Below are 24301 nucleotides of genomic sequence, written 5' to 3'. Positions count from 1 at the left end.
AAGCCTTACCGTTACGGCAAGACTGAGGGAGACGATGTTTAGCTGGTATAGCGGATCTTATGCGATAAGCCCCGTGACTGGATTTCTTTTTCTATTAGATGAATAAACTCTTGGCTCAAGTGGAGTTCGTTCGCCTTGTGGTAAGATTCGATCAGCAATTCATCAGACAGATGTTCCATCTTGCATTCCTCCTGATTGGAGATATCTTACTATCTTGCAGATCTTCTGTACGTGGGTTGGGGAGTTGATAAGTTATTAATAATGTATCACGAAAAAAATAGAGGGACAAGACGAGAGTTATCTACAGAAAACTGTTCATAACCTGTAGATAAAGTGTTTATAAATATGCAGAATTGATTCATATTGCGGTTAATAATGTGGACATAGTTATCCACAAGAAGAAGAATGTAGAGATTTGTCGAAAGGTTTTACTTCTGAAATCATGTGTATTGCATAAAGAAAGGTCGAAAAAAAGGGGAACAATGAAAGATTTTTTTGAAACCGTAGCTAAAATGTCTTATGATGGGTAAGTAACTGTTGAAGTGTACGAGATCGGAGGAAATCCACAATGCTAAAGAAGTTCTTGCCGAACGAGCATGTGAAAAGCATTTTTGATATAAAGCCAGAGAAATTGAAAGCGCAAGGAATCAAAGGAATCATTACGGATCTGGATAATACCCTTGTTGCATGGGATGTTGCAGATGCTACGCCGGAAGTGACCAATTGGTTCAAGGAAATGCGCGCACACGATATTAAAATTACGATTATATCTAATAATAATGAGCAACGAGTGAAACTGTTTTCTGAACCTTTAGAGATTCCTTTCGTCTATAGCGCAAGAAAGCCGCTGGGACGAGCCTTCAAGCAGGCTGTCAAGCAGATGAACCTTCAGAAGGATCAGATTGTTATGATTGGTGATCAGCTCCTTACAGATGTATTAGGGGGCAATCTGGCCGGTTTCTATACGATCGTTGTGGTGCCAATCGTCAAAACAGACGGAAAAATCACCAGAATCAATCGGATGATCGAACGACGGATACTCAACTATTTCAGAAGAAAAGGAAAGATTACATGGGAGGAATGAATGTGGAAGAATTGATTTGCCAAGGTTGCGGAGCTCCGATTCAAACAGAGGACGCTTCCTTGCCGGGTTATATCCCTGCATCAGCATTGGGGAAAAGTGATGAGGTCATCTGTAAGCGCTGCTTCCGGCTCAAGCATTACAATGAAGTCCAGGATGTTGCAGTGACTGACGATGACTTCTTTACGTTGATTAGTGAAATTAATAACAAAGATGGCATTGTCATCAAGCTTGTGGATATATTTGATTTTAACGGTAGCTTCATTTCCAGCATCAAACGGCTTGTCGGAGACAAACCAATTATTCTGGTTGGGAACAAAGTGGACTTGCTTCCAAAATCGACAAATCACGAACGTGTTAAACAGTGGTTGCGCGGGGCAGCCAAAGAATACGGTATTCAAGTGGCAGATGTACATTTGATTTCTGCAAAACGCGGAATCGGTATGTCGGAGCTTGAAGACAGCATTCAGGAATTGCGTGATGGACAGGATGTATATGTTGTCGGCAGTACGAACGTCGGCAAATCAACGTTCATTAACGCTTTGATCAAGCATTCAACAGGGATTAACGATGCGATCACAACTTCTTATTTTCCTGGTACGACGCTCGGATTCATTGATATCCCACTCGATGATACAAGCTCCCTTTATGATACACCAGGGATTGTTAACCGCCAGCAGATTGCCCATTATGTGACGGATAAGGACTTGAAAACCATCACTCCGAATAAAGAAATTAAAGCACGCATCTTCCAATTGAACGATAAGCAAACGTTGTTCATTGGCGGTTTGGCACGAATCGATTTCGAAAAAGGGGAACGTCAGTCATTTGTCTGCTATTTCTCCAACGCACTCGATATCCATCGTACGAAGCTTGAGAATGCGGATTCGCTTTACGAACGCCAAAAAGGAGAATTGCTTACCCCTCCATATCAGGAGCAGCTTGAGCACTTTCCACCTTTAAAGAAAGCAGCATTCAGAATTAAAGATCAAAAAACGGATATTGTCATTCCAGGATTAGGATGGATAACGCTGTCAGGTGAGCCTGCTTCGGTGACAGTCCATACACCAGAAGGAGTTCCGGCAACTATTCGCAGATCATTAATCTAAGGGGGAGCGAGAAGATGAAAATATTGAAGTTAGGCCTAATCGGCCATCCGGTGGAGCACTCTTTATCACCATGGATACACACACAATTCATGGAACAAGCTGGAATCGAAGGGGAATACAAGCTATATCCTATCGAACCAGATGTTTTTGATGAAAAAATTACAGCATTACTGCAAAGCGGGATTGATGGCTTCAATATTACGGTTCCATATAAACAGCGCATCATCTCATTCCTTGATGAACTAGATCCAGATGCAGCGAAAATCGGAGCTGTGAATACCGCAGTACGAAAGAACGGCAAATGGATCGGGTATAATACGGATGGATCGGGATATGTGCGTGCATTGGAACAGTTGATTCCCGCTCAAGAATCCTTGCATGTACTTATGCTTGGCGCAGGAGGAGCAGCTCGCGGCATATACCGGGCGCTAGTCGCTAATGGGTATCGCTATGTCGATATCGGCAATCGCACAGTTTCTAAGGCGGAGCAATTGCTGCAATTACAGGAACCGGAAACAATTACAGAGGTCCTGTCATATGAAGAAGCACAAAAGAAATTGGAAAGCTATGATATCATCATACACACATCAAGTGTCGGAATGAGCCCGCATGACCATGAGCAAATCATATCGTTAGCTAACCTAAAGCCTAATGCAGTGGTTAGTGATATCGTCTATAAACCGATTGAAACGATGCTGCTTCGCAGCGCCAAGCAGCAAGGAGCCACAATTCATCATGGTCATAGCATGCTTTTATATCAAGCACAGTACGCATTTGAAATCTGGTCAGGACAGCAAGTCATTATCGGAGACTTATTGAACCAACTGGAACAAAGATTAACGGAGGCATAATATGTTAACAGGTAAACAAAAAAGATATCTTCGCGCACAAGCGCATCATTTGAAACCAATTTTTCAGGTAGGGAAAATCGGTGTGAACGATAATATGCTCGTCCAAATCGGCGAAGCATTAGAAAAAAGAGAATTGATCAAAGTGAGTTTACTTCAGAATTGCCTCGATGAAAAAGAGGACGTTGCTGCAGCAATTGAAGAGGGTATAGGTGCCTCTATCGTTCAAATTATCGGCAGTACAATCATCCTTTATAGAGAATCAGAAGATAATAAACAGATCAAGCTGCCGTAAAGGAGTAAGACATGAAAAAAGTCGGGTTATTGGGGGGGACATTCGATCCGCCCCATCTCGGACATTTGTTCATTGCGCAGGAAGTCCAGCACAGACTTGGATTGGATGAAGTCTGGTTCATTCCTGCCCATGAAGCACCGCATAAACAGAAGTCCCAAACAGATGCGGTTCTTCGTCTCGAGATGGTGCAGGCGGCAATTGCGGAAAATCCTATTTTCCGTATGAATCCGATTGAGGTGGATCGTTTAGGCAAATCCTATACATTTGATACAATAAAGCTGTTGCAGGAAATGCATCCGAATACTGCATTCCATTTCATCATTGGTGCTGATCTGGTGGAGAGTCTGCACACTTGGCATCGTATTGATGATTTGATTGAAATGCTGACATTCGTAGGTGTCGGCCGGCCTGGATATGATCTGGAGACAACATACCCTGTCACTTATGTCGATATCCCGGAGCTTGAGATATCCTCGAGCATGATCCGGGAACGCGTTGAACAGGGAGCTCCTGTACACTATCTTATTTCAGGCGCAGTGTTCGATATTATAAAGGAGCAAAAGCTGTATGCAGAGAGATAAGGCATTGGCGATCGTTGAAAAACAATTAAAGAAACCTCGGTATGAACATACTATCCGTGTAATGGATACTAGCATCAGACTGGCAAAACAGTATGGTGCAGATGAAAAGAAAGCTGAGCTGGCTGCTATTTTTCATGACTATGCGAAGTATCGGCCACTCGAGGAAATGAAACGCTGGATCGAATCAGAACGGCTGCCGAAAGACTTGCTGGATTATCACCATGAATTATGGCATGGTCCAGTAGGAGCGCTTATGGTAAAACGTGAAGTCGGCATTAGCGACCCGGAGATACTGCATGCAATCACTGTACACACCACTGGATGTGTTGGTATGTCGATACTTGATAAAGTCGTATTTCTTGCAGATTATATTGAACCAGGCCGTGCTTTTCCCGGCGTGGATGATGTACGTAAAGTTAGTGAGAACAATTTGGATAAGGCGTGCTGGATGGCTTCCCGGAATACGATCAATATGCTCGTTTCGTTAAACCGGAAAGTATACCCGGACACTTTCCATGCTTATAATGATTTATTAAACTCTACTGGAGGTAACAAATAAATGGAAACTATTGATATAGCACAAATAGCAGCAAATGCCGCAGATGCGGTAAGAGGGGAAGACGTTGTCCTTTTGGAAATGAAGGAGGTCTCCTTGATTGCTGATTACTTCATGATTTGTCATGGAACGAGCGAGCGTCAAGTGCAAGCTATCGCTAGACGAATCAAAGAGAAAGCTGAAGAAGCTGGTGTAGAAGTGAAGCGTATGGAAGGAATGGAACAGTCAAGATGGGTTCTTGTCGATCTTGGAGATGTTGTTTGCCATGTATTCCATATCGATGAACGCAGATATTATAATTTAGAACGCCTGTGGGGAGACGCGCCGCAAGTGGAACCGGTATTCTCCCAAGAAAGCTGATGGCCGCATACGAGCGGCTTGCAGCCGTATATGAACGTCTGATGCAGGATGCGCCTTATGAGCCATGGCAGCAGTTCATGCAGGAGGTATTCCGTAAACACGCTCAAATCGAGATCAAAGAAATAGCCGATTTGGGTTGCGGAACGGGATATGTCACCAGGCAGCTGGCAAAGGCAGGATATCATATGACAGGTATTGATCAATCTGAGAATATGCTTGCCTTTGCTGCTTCCCGCGATACAAAACAGCAAGTGCGCTGGATACAACAGGATCTGCGGGAGCTGGAGACAATTAAAGCAGATGCTGCGATTAGTATGTTTGATGTAGTCAACTATATTACGTCACCACATGATGTGCAGCAAGCTTTCAACCGGATATGGCAGATGCTTGCTCCCGGCGGAGTGTTCCTGTTTGATGTCCATAGCATACGGCATATTGAAGAGGACTTGGCTGGTGAGGTTTTTGCTGAAATTCATGACGACCTTTCTTATACATGGTTCTGTGAAGCCGGCGAGGAAAAGGGAGAAGTATTTCACGACCTTACTTTCTTTACAAAAGAAACAGACTCGGATAAATACGATCGTTTTGATGAATATCATCATCAGCGTACATATTCCATTGATACGTATATCTCCTGGCTTGAGGAAGCGGGCTTTCGCGTGTGTGGAGTATACGGAGATTTTGATATAGAACGGACGGAGCACTTGGAACAAGCAGATCGGCTGTTCTTTGCATGTGTTAAAAACCAGGAGGCATAATCTGCTACCTGGTTTTTTTATGCAGGAAAAGCTAAGTATGTGTCGAATTTTTAGTTGTACAATCCCTTTTGAATTGCTTCCTTTTCCTCTCGGAATTTTCGGTGAGTTGCTTGGAATAATAGCGGAAACTGTTCTGTGGTTTCCTTCTCCAGTACTGCTATTCCTTCTCCTGTAATACCGCCCTTCACACAAACCTTTTTAATCAGTTCATCCAATGTATAATGCCCGTTTGCCAATAAGGTCCCGAGTCCGATAAGCATTTCCGAAGTTAAATGGGTAGCTTGTTCTTTACTGATTTCAGTTTCCGCCACTGCACCATCGATAAATCGCTGTGCGAGGTAGCTGAAGAAAGCTGGTCCGCAGGAAACAATATCTGAAGCTACTCTGGTTATATCCTCTGGAATATAAAGAGGATTTGAATAACTGCTAACTAAATCGATTAGCGCAGCTTTATTTCGATTAGACAGACTCGTTCCGAATGTCAGCAGAGTCGTACCTGCTGCGGCCCTGTTTGTGATACTCGGAATCGCTCTTGCTACCTGACAAGGTACGAGTACTTCGAGATCTTCAATCGAATATGGACTAGTAATAGATACTAGTACTTGATCCTGCTGTAATAGAGGGTGGAGCTCGTGGCAGACACCTGGTAAATGCGGTGGCCTCACACATAGAAACAAAATATCAGCATAATCCGCAATTTGGCTAGTGGAATCTGCTACATGTATAGATGGAAAAGCTTTTTTCCATTGAAGTGCCTTTTCGGCAGAACGGTTCAAAATCATAATATCTTCTTGGGCGATTGATCCGGAGTTCACCCATGTTTCCAGTAACATGCCTCCCATATTGCCAACTCCGATTATTCCCCATTTCGTCATTTTAAACTCCTCCTCTGCTCATTTTCTGATTGTTCCCATTTACGCTGCTACCCATTTTATGTTTTGAGGTTATAAAATATGAAAGGAGGTTCAAGGTGCAAATAATCAAACAATATAGCTGGGCTATCATACTGGCAGCTGTAGTATGCGTATTTTTAATTATGTGGATGAGGGAACCTAGAGGTGATGCTGCAGTGCAGCAACTTGAAGAAGTTAAAAATCCTTCTGATAATCAGATGCTCACAGAATCACCAGCTGAAAATCAAACTGCATCAGATAATGAGAAGGTCATGGTAGATATAAAAGGAGAGGTTCAGAATCCTGGTGTATACGAGCTTGCTCCAGACAGCAGAGTGGAACAGGCATTAAATGCAGCGGGAGGACTGACAGAGAACGCAGAGGGGCGAAGTATTAATCTTGCTCAGCGAGTGGCGGATGAACAGGTTATCTATGTAGCGGCTATTGGTGAAGCAGATGTGCCTGTTCAAACAGCGGGTTCGAGTACTTCCTCAGAGAAAATAAATATCAATCAAGCAGACAGCGAGGAACTGACAGAACTGAATGGCATTGGAGAAGCAAAAGCACAGGCTATCATTACCTTCCGTGAGGAAAATGGTCCGTTCACTTCGATCGAGCAGCTTACAGAAGTACCTGGCATCGGAGAGAAATCATTAGAGAATATGAAGGATCAGATCAGCTTATAGAGCTGGTTGACGGATGAGAAAGGGGATTGTACACTTACTCTAGAAAAGGAAAGGTGGCGAAACGTCATGGAACGAATCGCATGGAATCAATACTTTATGGCACAAAGCCACTTGCTGGCGCTGCGCAGCACTTGCCAGCGGCTGATGGTCGGTGCCACTGTAGTCCGCGATAAACGAATTATCGCCGGCGGTTACAATGGCAGTGTCACAGGCAGCAAGCACTGTGTCGATGAAGGATGCTATGTAATCGATGGTCATTGCGTGCGGACAGTACACGCAGAAATGAATGCTCTCTTACAATGTGCGAAATTCGGTGTTCCTACTGAAGGAGCTGAAATATACGTGACACATTTTCCATGCTTGCAATGCTGTAAAGCCCTAATACAAGCTGGCATCAAAACTGTCTATTATGCAAGTGATTATAAAAATCATCCTTATGCTGTTGATCTCTTTGCTGAAGCTGGTGTCACAACGGAACAGGTTGAGCTTGATGCAGTCGTAGTGGATACAAAGCCGCAAGAGACACGCAGTATGATGGAAAAAGTCGTGGACAAGCTCAAGCAGCTGGACGATACAGAAAGTCAACAACTCGCTGAAGAAGCTATGTCTCACTATCAACTCCGAAACAAAGAACGAATATGATTGGTAAATGGCATATTGTTGCGCTGGCAGCCCTTGGTGGGATGCTGGCGCATTCCTTACATTTTTCGATACTGCTAGTCATACTTGTTTGGCTGAGTCTGCTATATTACACAAAACGTATTCGATTACCGCTACTGCTGCTTTCTTCCATTGCCTCTCTTTTATTTCTCGGCAACAGTATCCTCGTACAAAAAATTCCTCCCCAACTGCCACTTAATGAGCCGATTCAGCTCACATCCGCAATATCAGATCTTTCCGAAACAAAAGAACGAATTCAATTCACTGCAGAAGATCCTTCTGGTTCTGCCTCCATCCAGGTGACATATTTCAAACAAGAGGAGCAAGAAGCTGTATCTGGTTTATCTGCAGGGTCCCAATGCATTATTAAGGGGAGTCTTGTACAGCCCGACCCTGCTACTAACCCAGGACAATTTAACTTTCAACACTATTTACGACAGCAAGGTATCTATTATGAGATAGAACTTCAGAATTTGGAGGATATCTCTTGTGCCGGAACATCACAATTCGGTCGGTTGTTAAAAGCAAGAACTGCGTTTTTGCATAAAACTGACAAGTTCCTTGACCCTCATACCGCTGCATGGGTGCAAGCAATGATTGCTGGCGAAGATAGCAATTTAGATGAGGAAACAGTAGAGCTGTTCAATCGCTGGAGCTTATCTCATATTCTTGCCATTAGCGGCATGCATATAGCATTATTTTCTGCAATCCTCTTTTTTCTCCTCACAAAACTCCAGATTCTCACGATTGAGAAGACATATTGGTTTTTATTTGTCTTCCTGGCTGTTTATCCCGTATTTGCGGGCGGTGAGCCTTCGGTATGGCGTTCCGCTTTAATGGTAATGCTCATCATGCTGCTTATGCGGTTTCGGATTAAACTGCCGATTATCGATAGTATCAGTATTGTTTTCATACTTTTACTCGTCCTCGACCCGTCTTATCTATACCATATTGGTTTCCAATTTTCGTTTTTAGTCAGCTTGGCGCTGCTATTGTCAGCTCGTTTATACACTGGTTCCTTCATCAGTGCACTGCTGGAAACAAGCTTACTAAGCCAGCTTGTTATCTTTCCTTTACAGGTCTCTCAATTTTATTTCTTGAATCCATTGTCGGTTTTAATGAATCTATTCACTATTCCGTTTTATACCTTTATTGCTATTCCGCTTTTATTGTTAATCAGTATTCTCCTGTATCCTCTGCCACATTTTGCTGCTCTTATCGGAGAAGGTTTTCGATTTCTCAATGAATTAGTAATTCGATTTATCCAATGGGTAGATGGTGTAGCTTTTTATCCTTGGGTAACAGGGGAGCTTCCGATAGGTATCTCACTGGTTTATTTTTTGGTTTTAATTCTATTTTGTTCTGCTTGGGAGGAAGGGAGGCGAAGAAAGGCTCTTTGGTATGGTGCTTTTCTCACCTCAATTCCGCTTACGGCAGTATTGCTGCCTTATACAAGCAGTACAGGATATGTAACCATGCTCGATATCGGACAAGGAGATGCGTTTGTTATTGAATTACCTTACCGCAGAGGTGTTTATTTAATTGATGCTGCTGGCAGTATTGGAATGGACTTTCAGCCAACTGATAAGAATTTCGACCAAGTGATCAAACCATTTCTGTATGAGCGGGGGATTGTTAAAGTGGACGGCATTTTTGCATCACATGCTGACCATGACCATATCGGAAGTATTGGTAAGCTGACAGAGGAATTTCATGTAGAATGGGTGCGTACATCGGTCTACTTTGACCGTTCAAAAGCTAGCCAGTGGCATTCAGATACAAAGATAATTCCTTGGAGAGCTGGAGAGATGCTCCGTCTGTCAGGCTGGGAAATTCAGCTGCTAGCTCCTTTCCGCGATAAAAAGGACCCAAACAAGAATTCGCTTGTCATGTATACGATGCTTGGCGGGAAGAGTTGGCTTTTTACTGGGGATATTGGCAAAGAGGAAGAAAAGGAAATCATCCGGCGGTACCCGTCAATGCAAACTGATATTCTGAAGGTCGGGCATCATGGCAGCAATACATCAACTGATACAGCATTTCTTCTGCAATTGAAGCCGGAGACAGCGCTTGTCTCTGCTGGCAGGAACAACCGATATGGTCATCCATCGCCAGAAGTGGTGGATAGCTTGTTACAACAAAACATCCGTATCTGGCGTACAGATACGGATGGGGCGGTCGTCTATGCCTTCTCAGGAAAGACAGGCACATTTAGCCCGTTCCTTCCATAAGATACGGTAGTTATAAATGAGGCAAATGAACTTACCACAGGCAACAGGTACTTACCTCGATTAGCAAGAGTTGTCACCTATAACTTGAGTGCTATCAGGATAACCTAGAGGTAAGAAAACACCGCTTCGCGTTACAGCCTCCGGAGCTGGCTAACAAGAGCGTTCATATAGATTGGGGGGGAACATTACAATGTTCTCCTCTGTTCCACCTTGCGTTAATTCCTATTTGCCGATACGATAAACAGTAGGATTACGTAGGAGTGAGAACATGTCATATACTGACGCTTTAAAAGCAATCAAGAAAAAGGATTTTTCACCTATATACTTACTATATGGCACGGAGTCTTATTTCATGCAGGATATAAAGGTAAAAATAGAGAAACAATTCGCCCTTTCCGATGGAACAAATGTTTCTGTCTACGATTTGGAGGAAACCCCGATCCAGGAAGTTATTGCGGATGCAGAGGAATATCCTTTTTTCAGTGAACAAAAATTAATACTTGCTTACCATCCTTTCTTTTTGAAAGCTAAGCCGGATAAGTCTGCAGTGGATCATCGTTTAGAGAGTTTGGAGCAGTATGTAGAAAATCCAGCTGCTTGGACAACACTTGTTTTGTTAGCTCCGTATGAGAAGGTGGATGAGCGCAAAAAAATTATTAAAAGCATTAAAAAGACAGGACAGGCTGTCGCCTGTTTGCCGGTTAAAGAATGGGATTTATCAGATTGGATCGTTACGTTAAGCAAGGAGCATCAAATTGTGCTGGAGGATGCAGTCGCTGATTTGCTCATCCAGGAGGCTGGAACCGACCTTTCCATGCTGCGCGGAGAAATTGAGAAGCTTGCTCTCTATGCAGGTGAAGGAAGTAAAATAACCTTGGAGATGGCGGAATCACTTGTTTCCCATCAGCAGACAAGCTCTGGATTAAAGCTTGTTGACAGCTTAATGGCAGGTGACTTGGCCAAGGCGATATACATCTTCCATGATCTGATCAAACTGAAGGAGGAGCCAATTGCTTTGATTGCGCTGCTTGCTTCCCAGTTCAGGACAATTTTGCATGTAAAGCTTCTGAAACATAAAGGGTATAACCAAGCGAAGATGGCAGAAGTAACGAAAGTTCATCCGTTTGTGATCAAGCTTGCCTTGAAGCGGGAAGCACACTTTTCTGAAGAAGAATTGAAGCATATTCTATTTTTAGCTGCCGAAACGGATGCTGATATGAAGCAGGGACGTATGGAGAAGAATCTAGCGTTTGAACTTTTACTTCAGCAAATAGTGACAATACGAAAAAAAGCCCGAATGGTTTAATAAACCACCGGGCTTTTTCTATTAAAAAACGATTCCTTCTAAAGGAATCGTTCTTCTAAGCATATTATGCGCCAATAGAGTTAACTTTTTTAGTCAAGTTAGACTTCTGACGGTTAGCTTTGTTGCGGTGGATAACACCACTTTGTGCAGCTTTATCAATTTTGCTTGAAGCTGTTAGAAGAGCTGTTTTAGCAGTAGCAGCATCGTTGTTGGAAACAGCAGTTTCCACGTGTTTCACTGCAGTACGCAAGTCGCTTTTCAAAGCTTGGTTTCTTAGACGGCTATCGTTGTTTACACGAACGCGTTTAATCGCTGATTTAATATTTGCCATGTTTGTTTCACCTCCGGCACATTTCATCTTACAACAAAAGCCATTGTACCAAAGCGGAGCGATGTTTTCAACAATTCTTTTCGCTGATGGTGTCACTTTTCGTATGATTTGCTGTTAATCTGCTTAAGCTAATGCTGACATTTTTGAAAAGTGGAGGGATAGTTTTGATCAAGCAGCTGCAAGTACGGACGGATTTAGCTATTGAAGCAAAGGACCTATATACATCGAGTGAACAGAAACAGGGAACAGCAGCAGGTATCTCAGTTACAGAGAAAAAAACAGAAGGTATTACCGTTAATTATGTACAAGTGAACGAAGAAGGATCAAAGCAGATAGGCAAGAAACCTGGTATCTATATTACGATTCATACTGATGCGGTAAAGAATCAGGACACAAAGCAGGAAGAAGAGACAGCACTTGTACTTGCCAAGGAACTGGAACAAATGCTGGCTGAGAACAACATTCCGACGAATGCGACTGGTTTGATAGTCGGACTAGGAAATTGGAATGTGACACCGGACGCTTTGGGACCGGATGTGATTGAAAAAATAATGGTGACTAACCATTTATTCAAGCTGCAGCCAGAGTCAGTGGAAGAAGGTTACCGGCCAGTTAGCGCCATATCACCTGGCGTAATGGGTACGACAGGTATCGAGACAAGTACTCTTATACACGGAATTATTGAAAAAACGAAGCCAGACTTTGTTATAGCAGTGGATGCTTTAGCAGCACGATCAGTCAGTCGTGTGAATAGTACAATCCAGTTATCCGATACAGGTATTCATCCAGGCTCTGGAGTAGGAAATAAACGGAAAGAGCTTAGCAAAGAAACACTGGGTATTCCTGTTTTCAGTATTGGCGTTCCTACAGTTGTTGACGCGGTCTCGATTACGAGTGATACAATCGATTCCCTTTTCAAGCATTTTGGAAGAGAGTGGAATGAGAAGGATAAGCCTTCAAAGGCCCTTGTGCCGGCAGGGATGCGTTTTGGAAAAAAGGAACTGACAGAAGAAGACTTGCCAAGTGAGGAACAGCGCCAGGCAATATTCGGAATGGTTGGCGGTCTTACTGAAGAAGAAAAGCGTCAGCTAATCCATGAGGTACTCACACCGCTTGGACATAACCTTATGGTAACACCGAAAGAAGTGGATGGATTCATTACCGATATGGCACATGTCATAGCAGCAGGTATTAATGGAGCTTTGCATGAAAAGGTCAATCCGGCGAATCTCTCGGATTACACTCGCTGATTTCTTTCAGAGGTTCTACTTCGAGCTTCTCTCTCATAGATTCTAGTAGAGTTCAACTAGATTCAAAAAGAGAGGAGCTTCTTTCTTGGGAAAAAAGAAGAACAGCTATAAGCGAAAGCGTTCAGGCGTACTGTTTATATATAAGCGGACACTCATACTTGTCGGCTCCATCCTTTTTCTATTGACCGGTATAGCGGCGTTAACTTCTGCTGGGCCGGCATACCGGTTGTCCTCACAAGCGATCACAGATTGGACAAGGCAGCTCGACAGCAGCATTTATCTGCATATACTTGGCAACGAAAACAAGATTTTCGAAAGTGTCAGACCAGAGGAAGCTCCATCAATCCAACTGTCTGCCGTTCTTATGCAAATGCTGACAACAATCAAACCGGATGACCCGCGTACTTTACTTGGCTCCGAAATACCAGGTTTCTCCCTATATGAGAACCAGATTGTCATTGCAGGAGAAGGAACAAACTATACGAACCTGCCAATTGAGTCGGCGCAGCCAGATCATGTTATCGAGGAAGAGCCAACTCAAGAAAAGGAAGAAGAAACACCATCAGAAGAAAATCAGAATCCACCTGACGATAGTCAGGAACAAAAGGATGAGGAGCCTGCGCCTTCAACAGGCGAAAAAGATGTTGTTTTTATCTACCATACGCATAATCAGGAGTCCTATCTGCCTTCCTTAGATGCTGACCAGAAAGATAGCGCTTATAACAAAAACTCTAATGTCACCGATGCCGGAGAAGCAATGGCCGAACGGTTGGAAGAGCTTGGTATCGGAACAATTGCTGACCAGACGGATATAGGAGCCATTTTAAATGAAAATGGCATGGCTTATCATCAATCCTACGATGCTTCAAGAGGAGTAGTTGAAGCTGCTGTAGCAGAACACAAAGATGTTTCCTTTGTTTTCGATATTCACCGTGACAGCTTGAAACGAAAAGACACGACGAAGGAAATTGAAGGTGACATATATGCAAAAGTTGTTTTTGTTGTCGGTGCTGAAAATAAAGAATATGAAAAGAATCTGAAGCTCGCAACGGATCTGCACAAAAAAATTGAAGCCAAATATCCTGGTCTGAGCCGGGGTGTTATTACAAAACAAGGTGCAGGAGTCGACGGAATTTACAATCAGGATGTTTCTGACAAAGCAGCCCTTTTGGAAATTGGCGGAGCGGAAAATACATTGGATGAAGCAACAAGAACTGCGGAATTGTTTGCAGAGATATTTGCTGAGTATTACTGGGAAGCAGAAAAAGTTCAAGGAGGACAAGCGGAATGAAATATGTAGTGGTTGTTCTGACGATGCTGACATTGTTCTTTGGCGGTATTTTAATTGGAATGGAAAAAGAGGATGTCCAGCAGGCAGAGCAGCCGCCCGCTGTGCAGCAGCAGGAAGGACAGCTGACTGCATCTTCCTCATTTGAGGGTGCAAAAAGCAAACCGGTGCTTAAAAATACAGCACCTGTATCGGATGAGGGAGCAGATAGCTCCATCGTCCAGCAGCTGGCGAGCGGACTTGGAAGTCTATTCACTGGTATTTGCTCTGTCATCATTACAGCAATTGAACAGCTTTCCATTGCTTTGTTCGGCTGAGGCAAAAGCGCTTAAAAACATTGAATAAACAGGGCGCAATTGCTATAATCAATGCTAGTTATTGTTACGGTTGCTTCTTATGGGGCAGCTTCGGACAATTTAGGAGTGATTTTGATTGGTAGAGACAAACAGACGAAATCAGCAGCATGTGCGGAATTTCTCGATCATTGCACACATCGATCATGGGAAGTCTACACTGGCTGACCGTATTCTGGAGAAGACTAAAGCTCTTACTGCGCGTGAAATGAAGGCGCAGTATTTGGATGCGATGGATTTGGAAAGAGAGCGCGGCATCACAATCAAGCTGAATGCAGTGCAACTTGAATACGAACGGGAAAATGGCGAGAAATATATATTCCATTTGATAGATACACCGGGACATGTCGATTTTACATATGAGGTATCCCGGAGTTTGGCAGCCTGTGAGGGTGCCATCCTTGTAGTGGATGCAGCTCAGGGTATCGAAGCCCAAACATTGGCCAATGTATACTTGGCGATGGATAATGACTTGGAAATCATCCCGGTTATCAATAAAATCGATTTACCGAGCGCCGATCCAGAACGGGTTAAACAGGAAATCGAGGACGTTATTGGAATTGATGCGAGTGACGCGATTCTGGCATCAGCTAAAGCAGGAATCGGTATAGAAGAGATTTTAGAGGCAATTGTTGACCGAATCCCACCACCGAAAGGAAATGAGGAAGCGCCGTTAAAAGGTTTGATCTTCGATTCCTTGTATGATTCCTATCGCGGTGTTGTTGCGTATACTTGTATTAAAGAAGGTTCCGTAAAAGTCGGAGACAAGATTCACATGATGGCTACCGGCAAGGAATTTGAAGTCAATGAAGTCGGTGTATTTAATCCGGCGCCAGTCAAAAAGGACGAGCTAGTCGTTGGTGACGTTGGCTACTTGACTGCCTCTATTAAAAACGTAAGTGATACGCGGGTAGGGGACACAATTACATTAGCGAATAATCCTGCCAGCGAGGCATTGCCTGGCTATCGCCGCTTGAATCCGATGGTTTATTGCGGATTGTTCCCGGTTGATGCAAGTAATTACAACGATTTGCGTGAAGCTCTGGAGCGATTGGAACTGAACGATAGTTCCTTGCAATATGAAGCGGAGACATCCCAGGCACTTGGCTTTGGATTCCGCTGTGGTTTCCTTGGACTTTTGCACATGGAGATCATCCAAGAACGGATTGAACGTGAATTCAATATTGATCTGATCACTACAGCACCAAGTGTTATCTACAATGTTGTCATGACCGATGGCAGCGAAGTGCGAGTTGACAACCCGGCGGCTTTGCCAGATGCACAATCACGTACGGAAGTGCAGGAGCCATATGTAAAAGCGACAATCATGGTACCAAATGATTACGTCGGTACAGTCATGGAGTTATGCCAGAAGAAACGCGGTGATTTCCAGGACATGCAATATCTGGACGATGTTCGTGTAAATGTCGTTTACGAAATTCCGCTTTCAGAGATCGTCTATGATTTCTTCGATCAGCTAAAATCTCAAACCAAAGGGTATGCAAGCTTCGATTATGAATTGGTGGGCTACAAGGCATCCGATTTGCAGAAGATGGATATTCTTTTGAATGGTGACACGATAGATGCGTTATCCTTCATCGTACACCGTGATTTTGCTTTCGACCGCGGTAAAGCAATAGTAGAAAAGCTGAAGGCGTTAATTCCGCGTCAGCAGTTCGAAGTACCAGTCCAGGCTGCAATCGGAAATAAGATTGTTGCCCGTTCCAACATTAAAGCGATGCGTAAGAATGTCTTGTCCAAGTGTTATGGAGGGGATATATCTCGTAAGCGTAAATTACTTGAAAAGCAAAAAGAAGGTAAAAAACGAATGAAGATGGTTGGTTCCGTGGAAGTTCCACAGGAAGCGTTCATGGCCATCTTGCAAATGGACGACGAATAAAAAACAGACAACCCTTGTCCTTAATCAGACAAGGGTTTGTCATTGCGGAAGGAGGCAGCATGATGAACGAAGTGAAATCCGCTTATATTCATATACCTTTTTGTGAACAGCTTTGTCATTACTGCGACTTCACGAAATTTTTCTATCGGGAAGATAGTGCAGATGAATATGTAGAAGCACTACGGAAGGAAATAGAGCATTATGTTCCGAACAAACAGCAAATGAACACGATTTTCGTTGGCGGCGGTACACCGACGGCATTGAATATGCAGCAGCTAGAGCATGTACTGAAGAGTGTGGACAGCGCATTTGATGTTCACGCAGCCAGAGAATATACATTTGAAGCAAATCCCGGGGATCTGACATTAGAAAAAGCTAAGCTGCTAAGGCACTACGGGGTAGATCGAATTTCCCTTGGCGTTCAAGTGTTCGATGATAAACTATTGGAGGCCATCGGTCGTGTTCACCGCGTCAAACATGTGTATGAAAGTCTTGATCTATTAAAACAGGCTGGCTTTGACAACATAAGTATTGACTTGATTTATGCTCTGCCGGGACAAACATTGGAGCAGTTTGGGCATACTGTGGAAGAAGCCTTACAGTTCGATTTGCCACATTATTCTTCTTACTCACTCCAGATTGAACCAAAAACAGTCTTTTATCAGCGTTACAAAAAGGGTACATTGAAAAAGGCGCCAGAAGAACTAGAAGCAAACATGTACAATCTGCTGCGCGATGAAATGAAATCACATGGCAGAGAGCAGTATGAGGTGAGCAACTTCGCGCTGCCGGGCAAGGAAAGCCAGCATAATCTTGCATACTGGAATAATGATTTCTACTATGGACTTGGAGCAGGTGCTCATGGGTACTTGCCGGGACGACGCGTTATCAACATTCGCCCACTCCCTGCTTATCTAAAACAAGCAAATGAAAATGGTATTCCAGTTTTGCATGAAGAATCTATTGGCCGCAAAGAGCGCATCGAGGAGGAGCTTTTCCTTGGGCTTCGGAAGAAAACCGGAGTAAGCAAAGCAAGTTTCCGTAACAAATTCGGTATCGAGCTCACAGATGTTTATCGCAAACCTCTGGATCTGCTGATTAGCAAAGGTTGGCTCACAGAAGATGCTGAACATGTTGCCATGACCGAAGACGGATTCTTGTTCGGAAACGATGTATTTCAGGAGTTCCTTTTAGAAGAAGAACCGGCAAGCGTTTCGAATTGACAATTTTTCTAGGCTTTGTTACCTTATATGTATATTTAGCACTCCCCATAAACGAGTGCTAATCGAGGTGATGATCATGCTGACAGAAAGACAGCTGCGTATCCTTCAGGTTATAGTCGACGATTTCATTCAAACGGCGCTGCCGATCGGTTCGCGTGCTATCTCCAATAAGCAGGACGTTGCCTATAGTGCCGCAACGATTCGTAATGATATGGCTGAATTGGAGCAGCTTGGCTTGATCGAGAAGACGCATACCTCATCCGGAAGAATACCTTCCGAAAAGGGCTATCGCTTCTACGTGGATCATCTACTGACACCGTTTCATTTGTCGCGCCAGGATACGTCAGCAATCAAACAGACATTTTCGACTAATATTCGTCAGATGGAAGAAGTCGTACAGCAATCCGCAGCTTTGCTTTCAGAGCTGACCAACTACACTAGTATCATTTTGGGACCGGAAATGCTGGAGACGAAGCTTAAGCATATTCAGATTCTGACTTTGTCGGACTTTAGTGCTGTCATGATTTTAGTGACAGACACTGGTCATGTGGAACATAAATCCTTCCGAATACCGGATGGGATGGACCATGCAGAAATGGAAAAGGTAGTCAATATCCTGAATGACCGTTTGGCTGGCGTACCGCTTATGATGGTGCCTGGCAGACTGAAGTCAGAAGTACAGGAATTGCTTAAGCAGCACACCGTCCATTTTGACACAATGTTCGCCTATCTGCGCTCGTTCATGGAAACGGAACAGCCGCTAAAGCTCTATTTCGGCGGCAAAACAAACATTCTGATGCAGCCCGATTTTCAGGATTTGAATAAGCTGCGAAGCTTATATACGATGATTGAGGAAGAAGGCGAGACAATCGCGCGTCTTCTCAAGGGAGAACAGAATGGTCTGCATGTTTCCATCGGCACCGAGAACAAGCTGAGTGCGATGCAGGATTGCAGCTTTGTCACTGCGAGCTATACAGCGGATGGCATACACATGGGAACAGTTGCCTTGCTGGGTCCTACCAGAATGGAATATTCCCGGGTAATGTCGTTAATGCATGTCTTAACGAACAAACTGACCAGCGCCTATCAGGACTGGCAGAAATGAGTTGAATATGGCTTGCTTCACCGCAAGCCTTTCATATAAGCAATGCTTTTCAGGAGGTGACCATCATGGCAAATGAAGAAAAAGAAAAAGTGAATGAAACCGAAGAGCAGGAAGCTGTTGAAGCAGAAGTGATTGACGCAGCCCCATCTGAGGAATCCGAAACTAACAATGAAGGCAGCGAACGACTCACGCAGCTCGAGCAAGAAAAAAACGAGATGTACGACCGTCTGCTTCGCTTGCAGGCTGAGTATGATAACTTCCGCAAGCGTACACAGAAGGAAAAGGAAGCTGCCAGCAAATATAGATCTCAGGATTTGGCGGAAGCTTTGCTTCCAGTTGTCGACAACTTGGATCGCGCCCTTCAAACTGTTCAGGATGAAGAAGCGAATAAAGGTTTCGTCGATGGTATTCGCATGGTATATCGTCAGTTATTAGATGCTTTCGACAACCAAGGTATCGAAACTATCGAAACTGTTGGACAGACTTTCGATCCGCATTTGCACCAAGCAGTTATGCAGGTGGAAAATGACGAATACGAACCAAATACTGTCGTACAGGAATTGCAAAAAGGCTATAAACTGAAAGACCGTGTCATTAGACCGGCTATGGTTCAAGTGAATCAATAAAGCACTACATATGCTGTAGAGGAGGAAAAATACAAAATGGGTAAAATCATTGGTATTGACTTAGGTACAACAAACTCTTGTGTGTCCGTAATGGAAGGTGGAGAAGCTCGCGTTATTCCGAACCCGGAAGGTAACCGCACAACTCCATCGGTTGTAGCATTTAAAAACGGAGAAAGACAAATCGGTGAAGTGGCGAAGCGTCAGGCTATCACGAACCCGAACACAATCCAATCCATCAAACGTCATATGGGTACGGATTACAAAGTGGAAATCGAAGGCAAGTCTTACACGCCTCAAGAAATTTCTGCAATCATCTTACAGTACATTAAATCTTTCGCTGAAGATTATCTAGGTGAAACGGTTGATAAAGCAGTTATCACAGTTCCTGCTTACTTCAACGATGCAGAGCGTCAAGCAACTAAAGATGCTGGTAAAATTGCTGGTCTTGAAGTAGAACGTATCATCAACGAACCGACAGCAGCAGCACTTGCTTACGGTATCAATACAGAAGAAGATCAAACTATCCTTGTTTATGACCTTGGCGGCGGTACATTCGACGTTTCCATCCTTGATATTGGAGATGGTACATTCGAAGTAGTTTCTACTGCAGGTGATAATCGTCTTGGTGGTGACGATTTTGACCAAGTGATCATTGATCATCTTGTAGCAGAATTCAAAAAAGAGAACGGCATCGACCTTTCTAAAGATAAAATGGCTATGCAGCGTTTGAAAGATGCAGCTGAAAAAGCGAAGAAAGATCTTTCTGGTGTTACGCAAACACAAATTTCCCTTCCGTTCATCACGGCTGGAGCAGAAGGTCCGCTTCACTTGGAGCTTTCTCTTTCCCGTGCGAAATTCGATGAGATTTCTGCTGATTTGGTAGAGCGTACAATGGGCCCAACTCGTCAAGCACTTCGTGATGCTGATCTTTCTGCAAGTGAAATTGACAAGGTTATCCTAGTTGGTGGTTCTACTCGTATCCCAGCTGTTGTGGAAGCAATCAAAAAGGAAACTGGTAAAGATCCTTCTAAAGGCGTTAACCCGGATGAAGTGGTTGCACTTGGCGCAGCAATTCAGGGTGGTGTCCTTCAAGGTGATGTGAAAGACGTTGTACTTCTTGACGTTACTCCACTTTCCCTAGGTATCGAAACTATGGGCGGCGTATTTACGAAATTGATCGAACGTAACACGACAATTCCGACTAGCCATTCTCAAGTATTCTCTACTGCTGCTGATAATCAGACAGCTGTTGATATCCATGTTCTTCAAGGTGAACGTGAAATGGCTTCTTACAACAAAACGCTTGGCCGATTCCAATTGACGGATATCCCGCCAGCACCACGTGGTGTACCGCAAGTTGAAGTATCTTTTGATATCGACTCTAACGGTATTGTTAACGTACGTGCGAAAGATCTTGGCACAAACAAAGAGCAATCCATTACAATCAAGTCTTCTTCAGGTCTTTCTGATGAAGAAGTAGAAAAAATGGTAAAAGAAGCAGAAGATAATGCTGAGGAAGATAAAAAACGCCGTGAAGAAGTAGATCTTCGCAACGAAGCTGATCAGCTTGTCTTCCAAACAGATAAAACATTGAAAGATCTTGCTGAAAATGTTTCTGAAGAAGATAAACAAAAAGCAGAAGCAGCAAAAGAGGAACTTAAGAAAGCATTGGAAGGTTCCGACTATGAAGACATCAAAGTGAAGAAAGATGCACTTTCCGAGCAAGTTCAAGCATTGTCTGTAAAATTGTATGAGCAAGCAGCACAGGCTCAGCAAGCACAGCAAGAGCAAGGCGGAGAGCAAGCAGGCGACGATGTCGTAGATGCTGATTTCGAAGAAGTAGACGATAAAGACAAAAAGTAAGACGATAAGTAAAATCTAGTATCACCCGACAAGTCAAAGCCGCTTCCAGAGCAGCTTTGACTTGTTACATGTTTAGCGCATTTGCTGCCTTTATGGCTTAATGGTATGATAAAATTTATGTAAAGATGAGAGTCGGGAGAGTGATTGTCAGTGAGTAAGCGGGATTACTACGATGTGCTTGGTGTCGGTAAAGAGGCCTCGAAGGAAGAAATAAAAAAAGCATATCGCAAACTTGCGCGCCAATACCACCCAGATGTGAATAAGGCGGAAGATGCAGCCGATAAGTTCAAAGAGGCAAAAGAAGCCTATGAAGTACTCGGCAATGAACAAAAGCGTACCCAGTATGATCAGTTTGGCCATGCCGGACCGCAGAGCCAAGGCTTCGGCGGAGCTGGAGCTCAAGATTTTAGCGGGTTTGGCGACATTTTCGATATGTTCTTCGGTGGCGGCGGACGCCGCAGTGATCCGAATGCGCCTCGTCAAGGTGCAGATTTACAATACACAATGACGCTTAGCTTTGAGGAAGCAATCTTCGGAAAAGAAACCGATATTGAGATTCCAAAAGAAGAGGAGTGTGATACTTGTCACGGTTCTGGAGCTAAACCAGGCACCAAGCCGAAGACTTGTACGCATTGTAACGGAAGCGGACAGCTTAATGTGGAACAAAATACACCATTCGGCCGTGTTGTGAACCGCCGTGTATGTAATACATGTAATGGAACAGGTAAAATCATTCCGGACAAGTGTAAAACATGCAGTGGTTCCGGTCGTGTGCGCAAACGCAACAAAATCCATATCAAAGTACCAGCAGGCATCGATGATGGACAGCAGATCCGCGTATCAGGTAAAGGAGAAGCTGGTGTCAATGGAGGACCTCCAGGAGATCTTTATGTTGTCATTCAAGTCCGCAGTCATGAGTTCTTTGACCGGGAAGGCGACAATATTTATTGTGAAATGCCGATTACATTTGCTCAAGCAGCACTTGGTGATGAAATTGAAGTGCCGACAGTTCATGGCGCAGTGAATCTTAAGGTTCCTGCAGGTACTCAAACCGGACGCACATTCCGTTTGAAAGGCAAAGGTTCACCAAATGTTCGCGGATATGGCCAAGGAGATCAGCATGTAAAAATTCGTGTTGTAACACCTACAAATTTGTCTGACCGTCAGAAGGAACTTTTGCGTGAACTCAATGATATTAGCGGTAATGACCCAACTGATGAACAGAATGACAGCATTTTTACACGTATGAGACGTGCGTTCAAAGGTGAGTCTTAATAAAAGGAGTGACGTGTACGTGAAATGGGCGGAGCTGTGTATCCATACTACGAATGAAGCGATTGAGCCGATTTCGAATATCCTGCATGAAGCAGGTGCCAGCGGTGTAGTGATCCAAGATCCAGAGGATTTGGTCAAGGATCACAAAACAACTTTTGGTGAAATTTATGCGCTGGATCCGAATGATTATCCGGCAGAAGGCATCTTTGTGAAAGCATATTTGCCACTTAACAGTTTTTTGAATGAATCGGTGAATGAAATCAAAGCTGCGATTACAAATCTGAGAGAATATCAGATTGACATTGGTGCTAACGAAGTGTCGGTCAGTGAAGTAGATGAAGAAGATTGGTCTACAGCTTGGAAGAAATACTACAAACCAGTAAAGATCTCTGAAACGTTCACTATCATACCGACATGGGAAGAGTATACACCAGTAGCAAGCGATGAAGTGATTATGGAACTTGATCCCGGCATGGCTTTTGGTACAGGGACTCATCCGACGACAGTACTAAGTGTACAGGCAATCGAACGTTATATAAGTAAAGGCGACATTGTTATTGATGTTGGTTCCGGTTCTGGTGTGCTGAGCATCGCTGCAGTATTGCTTGGTGCTGAGCATGTACACGCATTTGATCTCGATGATGTAGCGGTAAACAGTACTAAAATCAATGCCGAGCTGAATCAAACTGCTGACCGCATTACTGCCAGTGCGAATAATTTGCTTGAAGGCGTTGAGGTTGAAGCGGACGTTATTGTATCTAATATCCTTGCTGAAATCATCTTGAAATTTACAGATGACGCATACAAATTGATCAAACCAGGCGGTCTGTTCATTACGAGCGGCATTATCAGTCAGAAGAAAGGCGACGTAAAAGACGCCTTGATCGCATCTGGTTTCGATATTGTTGAAGTCAATGAAATGGAAGATTGGGTCGCCATCATTGCAAAGAAGAATTAAGGCAGAGGTGAGCGTATGCAGCGCTATTTCGTAGAACCTGCCAATTGGCAGGATAACCGGATTACATTGAATGGACAGGATGCCCATCATATTATTCGCGTGATGCGGATGAAAACAGGTGACACAATCATCTGTGTTCATCCGGATGGGCATGCAGCAAAATGTGAGATTGATGAATTGGCGTCAGATCATGTTACTGTATCCGTATTAGAAAAAGTTGACATGAATACTGAAATGCCGGTATCAGTGACGATTGCCCAAGGACTTCCCAAGGGTGACAAATTGGAATGGATCGTGCAAAAAGGAACGGAATTGGGTGCATCCGCATTTGTCCCTTTCCAAGCTGCTCGATCCGTTGTAAAATGGGACGAGAAAAAGAAGGACAAGAAGCGGCAGCGGCTCGAAAAGATTGCCAAAGAAGCTGCAGAGCAGTCCAGTCGTTTAATTATCCCTGCGATCGAAGATGTGCAATCATTCCAAATGCTGCTTGATAGCAGCGATACATATAAGCACAAATTGTTCGCTTATGAAGAAGCGGCAAAAGGGTTTAAGGCAGAGCCGCTTCGCTCTGTATTCCAGCACATTTCACCATCAGACAATGTGCTTGTCGTAATCGGACCAGAGGGCGGGTTCAGTGAATCAGAAGCAAATGCGCTTCAAAATGCAGGTTTTGCACCTATCAGGCTCGGGCCTCGTATTTTACGCACGGAAACCGCACCATTGTATATGTTGGCTAGTCTATCGTACCATTTTGAAGAATGAGGT

At 43.8% G+C, this 24301-nt stretch carries 26 protein-coding genes; 23 read left to right on the top strand and 3 right to left on the bottom strand.

The window, feature by feature from the left end; all coding sequences use genetic code 11:
• Positions 1-38: 38 nt before the first annotated feature.
• The gene (gene sda / locus GZ22_RS09230) at positions 39-179 is read right to left on the bottom strand and encodes a sporulation histidine kinase inhibitor Sda (RefSeq protein WP_038561505.1); all 141 of its coding nucleotides are present in this window, start codon (positions 177-179) and stop codon (positions 39-41) included.
• A 389-nt stretch (positions 180-568) separates the two neighbouring features.
• Between sda and GZ22_RS09225 the strand changes: the two genes are divergently transcribed.
• From GZ22_RS09225 to GZ22_RS09190, 8 genes are read left to right on the top strand one after another with little or no spacing between them, the layout of a single operon-like run.
• Positions 569-1084 carry a YqeG family HAD IIIA-type phosphatase gene (locus GZ22_RS09225; RefSeq protein WP_038561502.1) on the top strand — a complete coding sequence of 172 codons (516 nt, stop codon included), beginning with the start codon at positions 569-571 and terminating at the stop codon, positions 1082-1084.
• A gap of 2 nt (positions 1085-1086) precedes the next feature.
• Entirely contained in the window at positions 1087-2190 is a 1104-nt protein-coding gene (yqeH, locus tag GZ22_RS09220) for a ribosome biogenesis GTPase YqeH (RefSeq protein WP_038565830.1), read from the top strand.
• Positions 2191-2204: 14 nt separating this feature from the next.
• Positions 2205-3041, top strand: coding sequence for a shikimate dehydrogenase (gene aroE / locus GZ22_RS09215; protein WP_038561498.1), 837 nt, complete (start codon positions 2205-2207; stop codon positions 3039-3041).
• A 1-nt stretch (position 3042) separates the two neighbouring features.
• The gene (gene yhbY, locus GZ22_RS09210; protein ID WP_038561495.1) at positions 3043-3333 is read left to right on the top strand and encodes a ribosome assembly RNA-binding protein YhbY; all 291 of its coding nucleotides are present in this window, start codon (positions 3043-3045) and stop codon (positions 3331-3333) included.
• 11 nt (positions 3334-3344) lie between these two features.
• The gene (locus tag GZ22_RS09205; RefSeq protein WP_038561493.1) at positions 3345-3914 is read left to right on the top strand and encodes a nicotinate-nucleotide adenylyltransferase; all 570 of its coding nucleotides are present in this window, start codon (positions 3345-3347) and stop codon (positions 3912-3914) included.
• Positions 3901-4473 carry a bis(5'-nucleosyl)-tetraphosphatase (symmetrical) YqeK gene (gene yqeK / locus GZ22_RS09200; RefSeq protein WP_038561491.1) on the top strand — a complete coding sequence of 191 codons (573 nt, stop codon included), beginning with the start codon at positions 3901-3903 and terminating at the stop codon, positions 4471-4473. The genes GZ22_RS09205 and yqeK overlap by 14 nt, the downstream gene beginning before the upstream one ends.
• Positions 4474-4830, top strand: coding sequence for a ribosome silencing factor (rsfS, locus tag GZ22_RS09195; RefSeq protein WP_038561489.1), 357 nt, complete (start codon positions 4474-4476; stop codon positions 4828-4830).
• Entirely contained in the window at positions 4830-5588 is a 759-nt protein-coding gene (locus tag GZ22_RS09190) for a class I SAM-dependent DNA methyltransferase (RefSeq protein ID WP_038561487.1), read from the top strand. The genes rsfS and GZ22_RS09190 overlap by 1 nt, the downstream gene beginning before the upstream one ends.
• A 50-nt stretch (positions 5589-5638) precedes the next feature.
• Here GZ22_RS09190 and comER read toward each other — a convergent pair whose 3' ends face one another.
• On the bottom strand, positions 5639-6463 hold the full coding sequence (gene comER / locus GZ22_RS09185) for a late competence protein ComER (protein WP_038561485.1): 825 nt from the start codon (positions 6461-6463) through the stop codon (positions 5639-5641).
• Between the two features lie 95 nt (positions 6464-6558).
• On the opposite strand from comER, the gene GZ22_RS09180 reads away from it, so the two are divergent.
• The 4 genes from GZ22_RS09180 (at position 6559) to holA (ending at position 11364) form a co-directional block, all read left to right on the top strand.
• Complete coding sequence (locus GZ22_RS09180) at positions 6559-7167, top strand: ComEA family DNA-binding protein (RefSeq protein WP_038561483.1); 609 nt, start codon at positions 6559-6561, stop codon at positions 7165-7167.
• A gap of 66 nt (positions 7168-7233) precedes the next feature.
• The gene (locus GZ22_RS09175) at positions 7234-7809 is read left to right on the top strand and encodes a ComE operon protein 2 (RefSeq protein WP_038561480.1); all 576 of its coding nucleotides are present in this window, start codon (positions 7234-7236) and stop codon (positions 7807-7809) included.
• Positions 7806-10058, top strand: coding sequence for a DNA internalization-related competence protein ComEC/Rec2 (locus GZ22_RS09170; protein WP_051748155.1), 2253 nt, complete (start codon positions 7806-7808; stop codon positions 10056-10058). Before GZ22_RS09175 ends, GZ22_RS09170 begins: the two co-directional genes overlap by 4 nt.
• Before the next feature lie 268 nt (positions 10059-10326).
• The gene (holA, locus tag GZ22_RS09165) at positions 10327-11364 is read left to right on the top strand and encodes a DNA polymerase III subunit delta (protein WP_038561476.1); all 1038 of its coding nucleotides are present in this window, start codon (positions 10327-10329) and stop codon (positions 11362-11364) included.
• 64 nt (positions 11365-11428) lie between these two features.
• Here the strand turns inward: holA and rpsT are convergent, their stop codons facing one another.
• Positions 11429-11695: a 30S ribosomal protein S20 gene (gene rpsT / locus GZ22_RS09160; RefSeq protein ID WP_038561473.1), complete on the bottom strand. Its 267-nt coding sequence runs from the start codon at positions 11693-11695 to the stop codon at positions 11429-11431.
• Between the two features lie 131 nt (positions 11696-11826).
• Between rpsT and gpr the strand changes: the two genes are divergently transcribed.
• The 11 genes from gpr to GZ22_RS09105 all read left to right on the top strand — a co-directional run bounded on the left by gpr (position 11827) and on the right by GZ22_RS09105 (position 24298).
• A complete protein-coding gene (gene gpr, locus GZ22_RS09155) occupies positions 11827-12945 on the top strand; it encodes a GPR endopeptidase (protein WP_038561470.1) in 1119 nt (372 codons plus the stop codon).
• An 85-nt stretch (positions 12946-13030) separates the two neighbouring features.
• Positions 13031-14236 (top strand): stage II sporulation protein P, encoded by a 1206-nt coding sequence (spoIIP, locus tag GZ22_RS09150; RefSeq protein WP_038561467.1) that lies wholly within the window; start codon positions 13031-13033, stop codon positions 14234-14236.
• Positions 14233-14550 carry a hypothetical protein gene (locus GZ22_RS09145; protein WP_038561464.1) on the top strand — a complete coding sequence of 106 codons (318 nt, stop codon included), beginning with the start codon at positions 14233-14235 and terminating at the stop codon, positions 14548-14550. Before spoIIP ends, GZ22_RS09145 begins: the two co-directional genes overlap by 4 nt.
• A 115-nt stretch (positions 14551-14665) precedes the next feature.
• On the top strand, positions 14666-16486 hold the full coding sequence (lepA, locus tag GZ22_RS09140; protein ID WP_038561461.1) for a translation elongation factor 4: 1821 nt from the start codon (positions 14666-14668) through the stop codon (positions 16484-16486).
• Positions 16487-16548: 62 nt separating this feature from the next.
• The gene (hemW, locus tag GZ22_RS09135) at positions 16549-17709 is read left to right on the top strand and encodes a radical SAM family heme chaperone HemW (protein WP_038561458.1); all 1161 of its coding nucleotides are present in this window, start codon (positions 16549-16551) and stop codon (positions 17707-17709) included.
• A 76-nt stretch (positions 17710-17785) separates the two neighbouring features.
• The gene (gene hrcA / locus GZ22_RS09130) at positions 17786-18814 is read left to right on the top strand and encodes a heat-inducible transcriptional repressor HrcA (RefSeq protein ID WP_038561456.1); all 1029 of its coding nucleotides are present in this window, start codon (positions 17786-17788) and stop codon (positions 18812-18814) included.
• A 65-nt stretch (positions 18815-18879) separates the two neighbouring features.
• Positions 18880-19440: a nucleotide exchange factor GrpE gene (grpE, locus tag GZ22_RS09125; protein WP_038561455.1), complete on the top strand. Its 561-nt coding sequence runs from the start codon at positions 18880-18882 to the stop codon at positions 19438-19440.
• A gap of 36 nt (positions 19441-19476) precedes the next feature.
• A complete protein-coding gene (dnaK, locus tag GZ22_RS09120; protein ID WP_038561453.1) occupies positions 19477-21303 on the top strand; it encodes a molecular chaperone DnaK in 1827 nt (608 codons plus the stop codon).
• Positions 21304-21453: 150 nt separating this feature from the next.
• Positions 21454-22578 (top strand): molecular chaperone DnaJ, encoded by a 1125-nt coding sequence (dnaJ, locus tag GZ22_RS09115; RefSeq protein ID WP_038561452.1) that lies wholly within the window; start codon positions 21454-21456, stop codon positions 22576-22578.
• A gap of 19 nt (positions 22579-22597) precedes the next feature.
• A complete protein-coding gene (gene prmA / locus GZ22_RS09110) occupies positions 22598-23536 on the top strand; it encodes a 50S ribosomal protein L11 methyltransferase (protein ID WP_038561450.1) in 939 nt (312 codons plus the stop codon).
• A 15-nt stretch (positions 23537-23551) separates the two neighbouring features.
• Entirely contained in the window at positions 23552-24298 is a 747-nt protein-coding gene (locus GZ22_RS09105) for a 16S rRNA (uracil(1498)-N(3))-methyltransferase (protein ID WP_038561447.1), read from the top strand.
• The last annotated feature ends 3 nt before the right edge of the window (positions 24299-24301 follow it).

The organism is Terribacillus saccharophilus (assembly GCF_000725365.1).
In the GTDB taxonomy this organism is placed as follows: Bacteria; Bacillota; Bacilli; order Bacillales; family Amphibacillaceae; genus Terribacillus; species Terribacillus saccharophilus.
Note: the sequence above shows the minus strand (reverse complement) of the source record. Positions and strands in the feature narration are given on the sequence as shown.

Excerpts from the sequence above, each read along its gene's own strand:
- sda (WP_038561505.1), bottom strand. The coding sequence starts at position 179 with ATGGAACATCTGTCTGATGAATTGCTGATCGAATCTTACCACAAGGCG.
- GZ22_RS09225 (WP_038561502.1), top strand. The coding sequence starts at position 569 with ATGCTAAAGAAGTTCTTGCCGAACGAGCATGTGAAAAGCATTTTTGAT.
- aroE (WP_038561498.1), top strand. The coding sequence starts at position 2,205 with ATGAAAATATTGAAGTTAGGCCTAATCGGCCATCCGGTGGAGCACTCT.
- yhbY (WP_038561495.1), top strand. The coding sequence starts at position 3,043 with ATGTTAACAGGTAAACAAAAAAGATATCTTCGCGCACAAGCGCATCAT.
- GZ22_RS09205 (WP_038561493.1), top strand. The coding sequence starts at position 3,345 with ATGAAAAAAGTCGGGTTATTGGGGGGGACATTCGATCCGCCCCATCTC.
- yqeK (WP_038561491.1), top strand. The coding sequence starts at position 3,901 with ATGCAGAGAGATAAGGCATTGGCGATCGTTGAAAAACAATTAAAGAAA.
- rsfS (WP_038561489.1), top strand. The coding sequence starts at position 4,474 with ATGGAAACTATTGATATAGCACAAATAGCAGCAAATGCCGCAGATGCG.
- GZ22_RS09190 (WP_038561487.1), top strand. The coding sequence starts at position 4,830 with ATGGCCGCATACGAGCGGCTTGCAGCCGTATATGAACGTCTGATGCAG.
- comER (WP_038561485.1), bottom strand. The coding sequence starts at position 6,463 with ATGACGAAATGGGGAATAATCGGAGTTGGCAATATGGGAGGCATGTTA.
- GZ22_RS09175 (WP_038561480.1), top strand. The coding sequence starts at position 7,234 with ATGGAACGAATCGCATGGAATCAATACTTTATGGCACAAAGCCACTTG.
- GZ22_RS09170 (WP_051748155.1), top strand. The coding sequence starts at position 7,806 with ATGATTGGTAAATGGCATATTGTTGCGCTGGCAGCCCTTGGTGGGATG.
- holA (WP_038561476.1), top strand. The coding sequence starts at position 10,327 with ATGTCATATACTGACGCTTTAAAAGCAATCAAGAAAAAGGATTTTTCA.
- rpsT (WP_038561473.1), bottom strand. The coding sequence starts at position 11,695 with ATGGCAAATATTAAATCAGCGATTAAACGCGTTCGTGTAAACAACGAT.
- gpr (WP_038561470.1), top strand. The coding sequence starts at position 11,827 with ATGCTGACATTTTTGAAAAGTGGAGGGATAGTTTTGATCAAGCAGCTG.
- GZ22_RS09145 (WP_038561464.1), top strand. The coding sequence starts at position 14,233 with ATGAAATATGTAGTGGTTGTTCTGACGATGCTGACATTGTTCTTTGGC.
- hemW (WP_038561458.1), top strand. The coding sequence starts at position 16,549 with ATGAACGAAGTGAAATCCGCTTATATTCATATACCTTTTTGTGAACAG.
- hrcA (WP_038561456.1), top strand. The coding sequence starts at position 17,786 with ATGCTGACAGAAAGACAGCTGCGTATCCTTCAGGTTATAGTCGACGAT.
- grpE (WP_038561455.1), top strand. The coding sequence starts at position 18,880 with ATGGCAAATGAAGAAAAAGAAAAAGTGAATGAAACCGAAGAGCAGGAA.
- dnaK (WP_038561453.1), top strand. The coding sequence starts at position 19,477 with ATGGGTAAAATCATTGGTATTGACTTAGGTACAACAAACTCTTGTGTG.
- GZ22_RS09105 (WP_038561447.1), top strand. The coding sequence starts at position 23,552 with ATGCAGCGCTATTTCGTAGAACCTGCCAATTGGCAGGATAACCGGATT.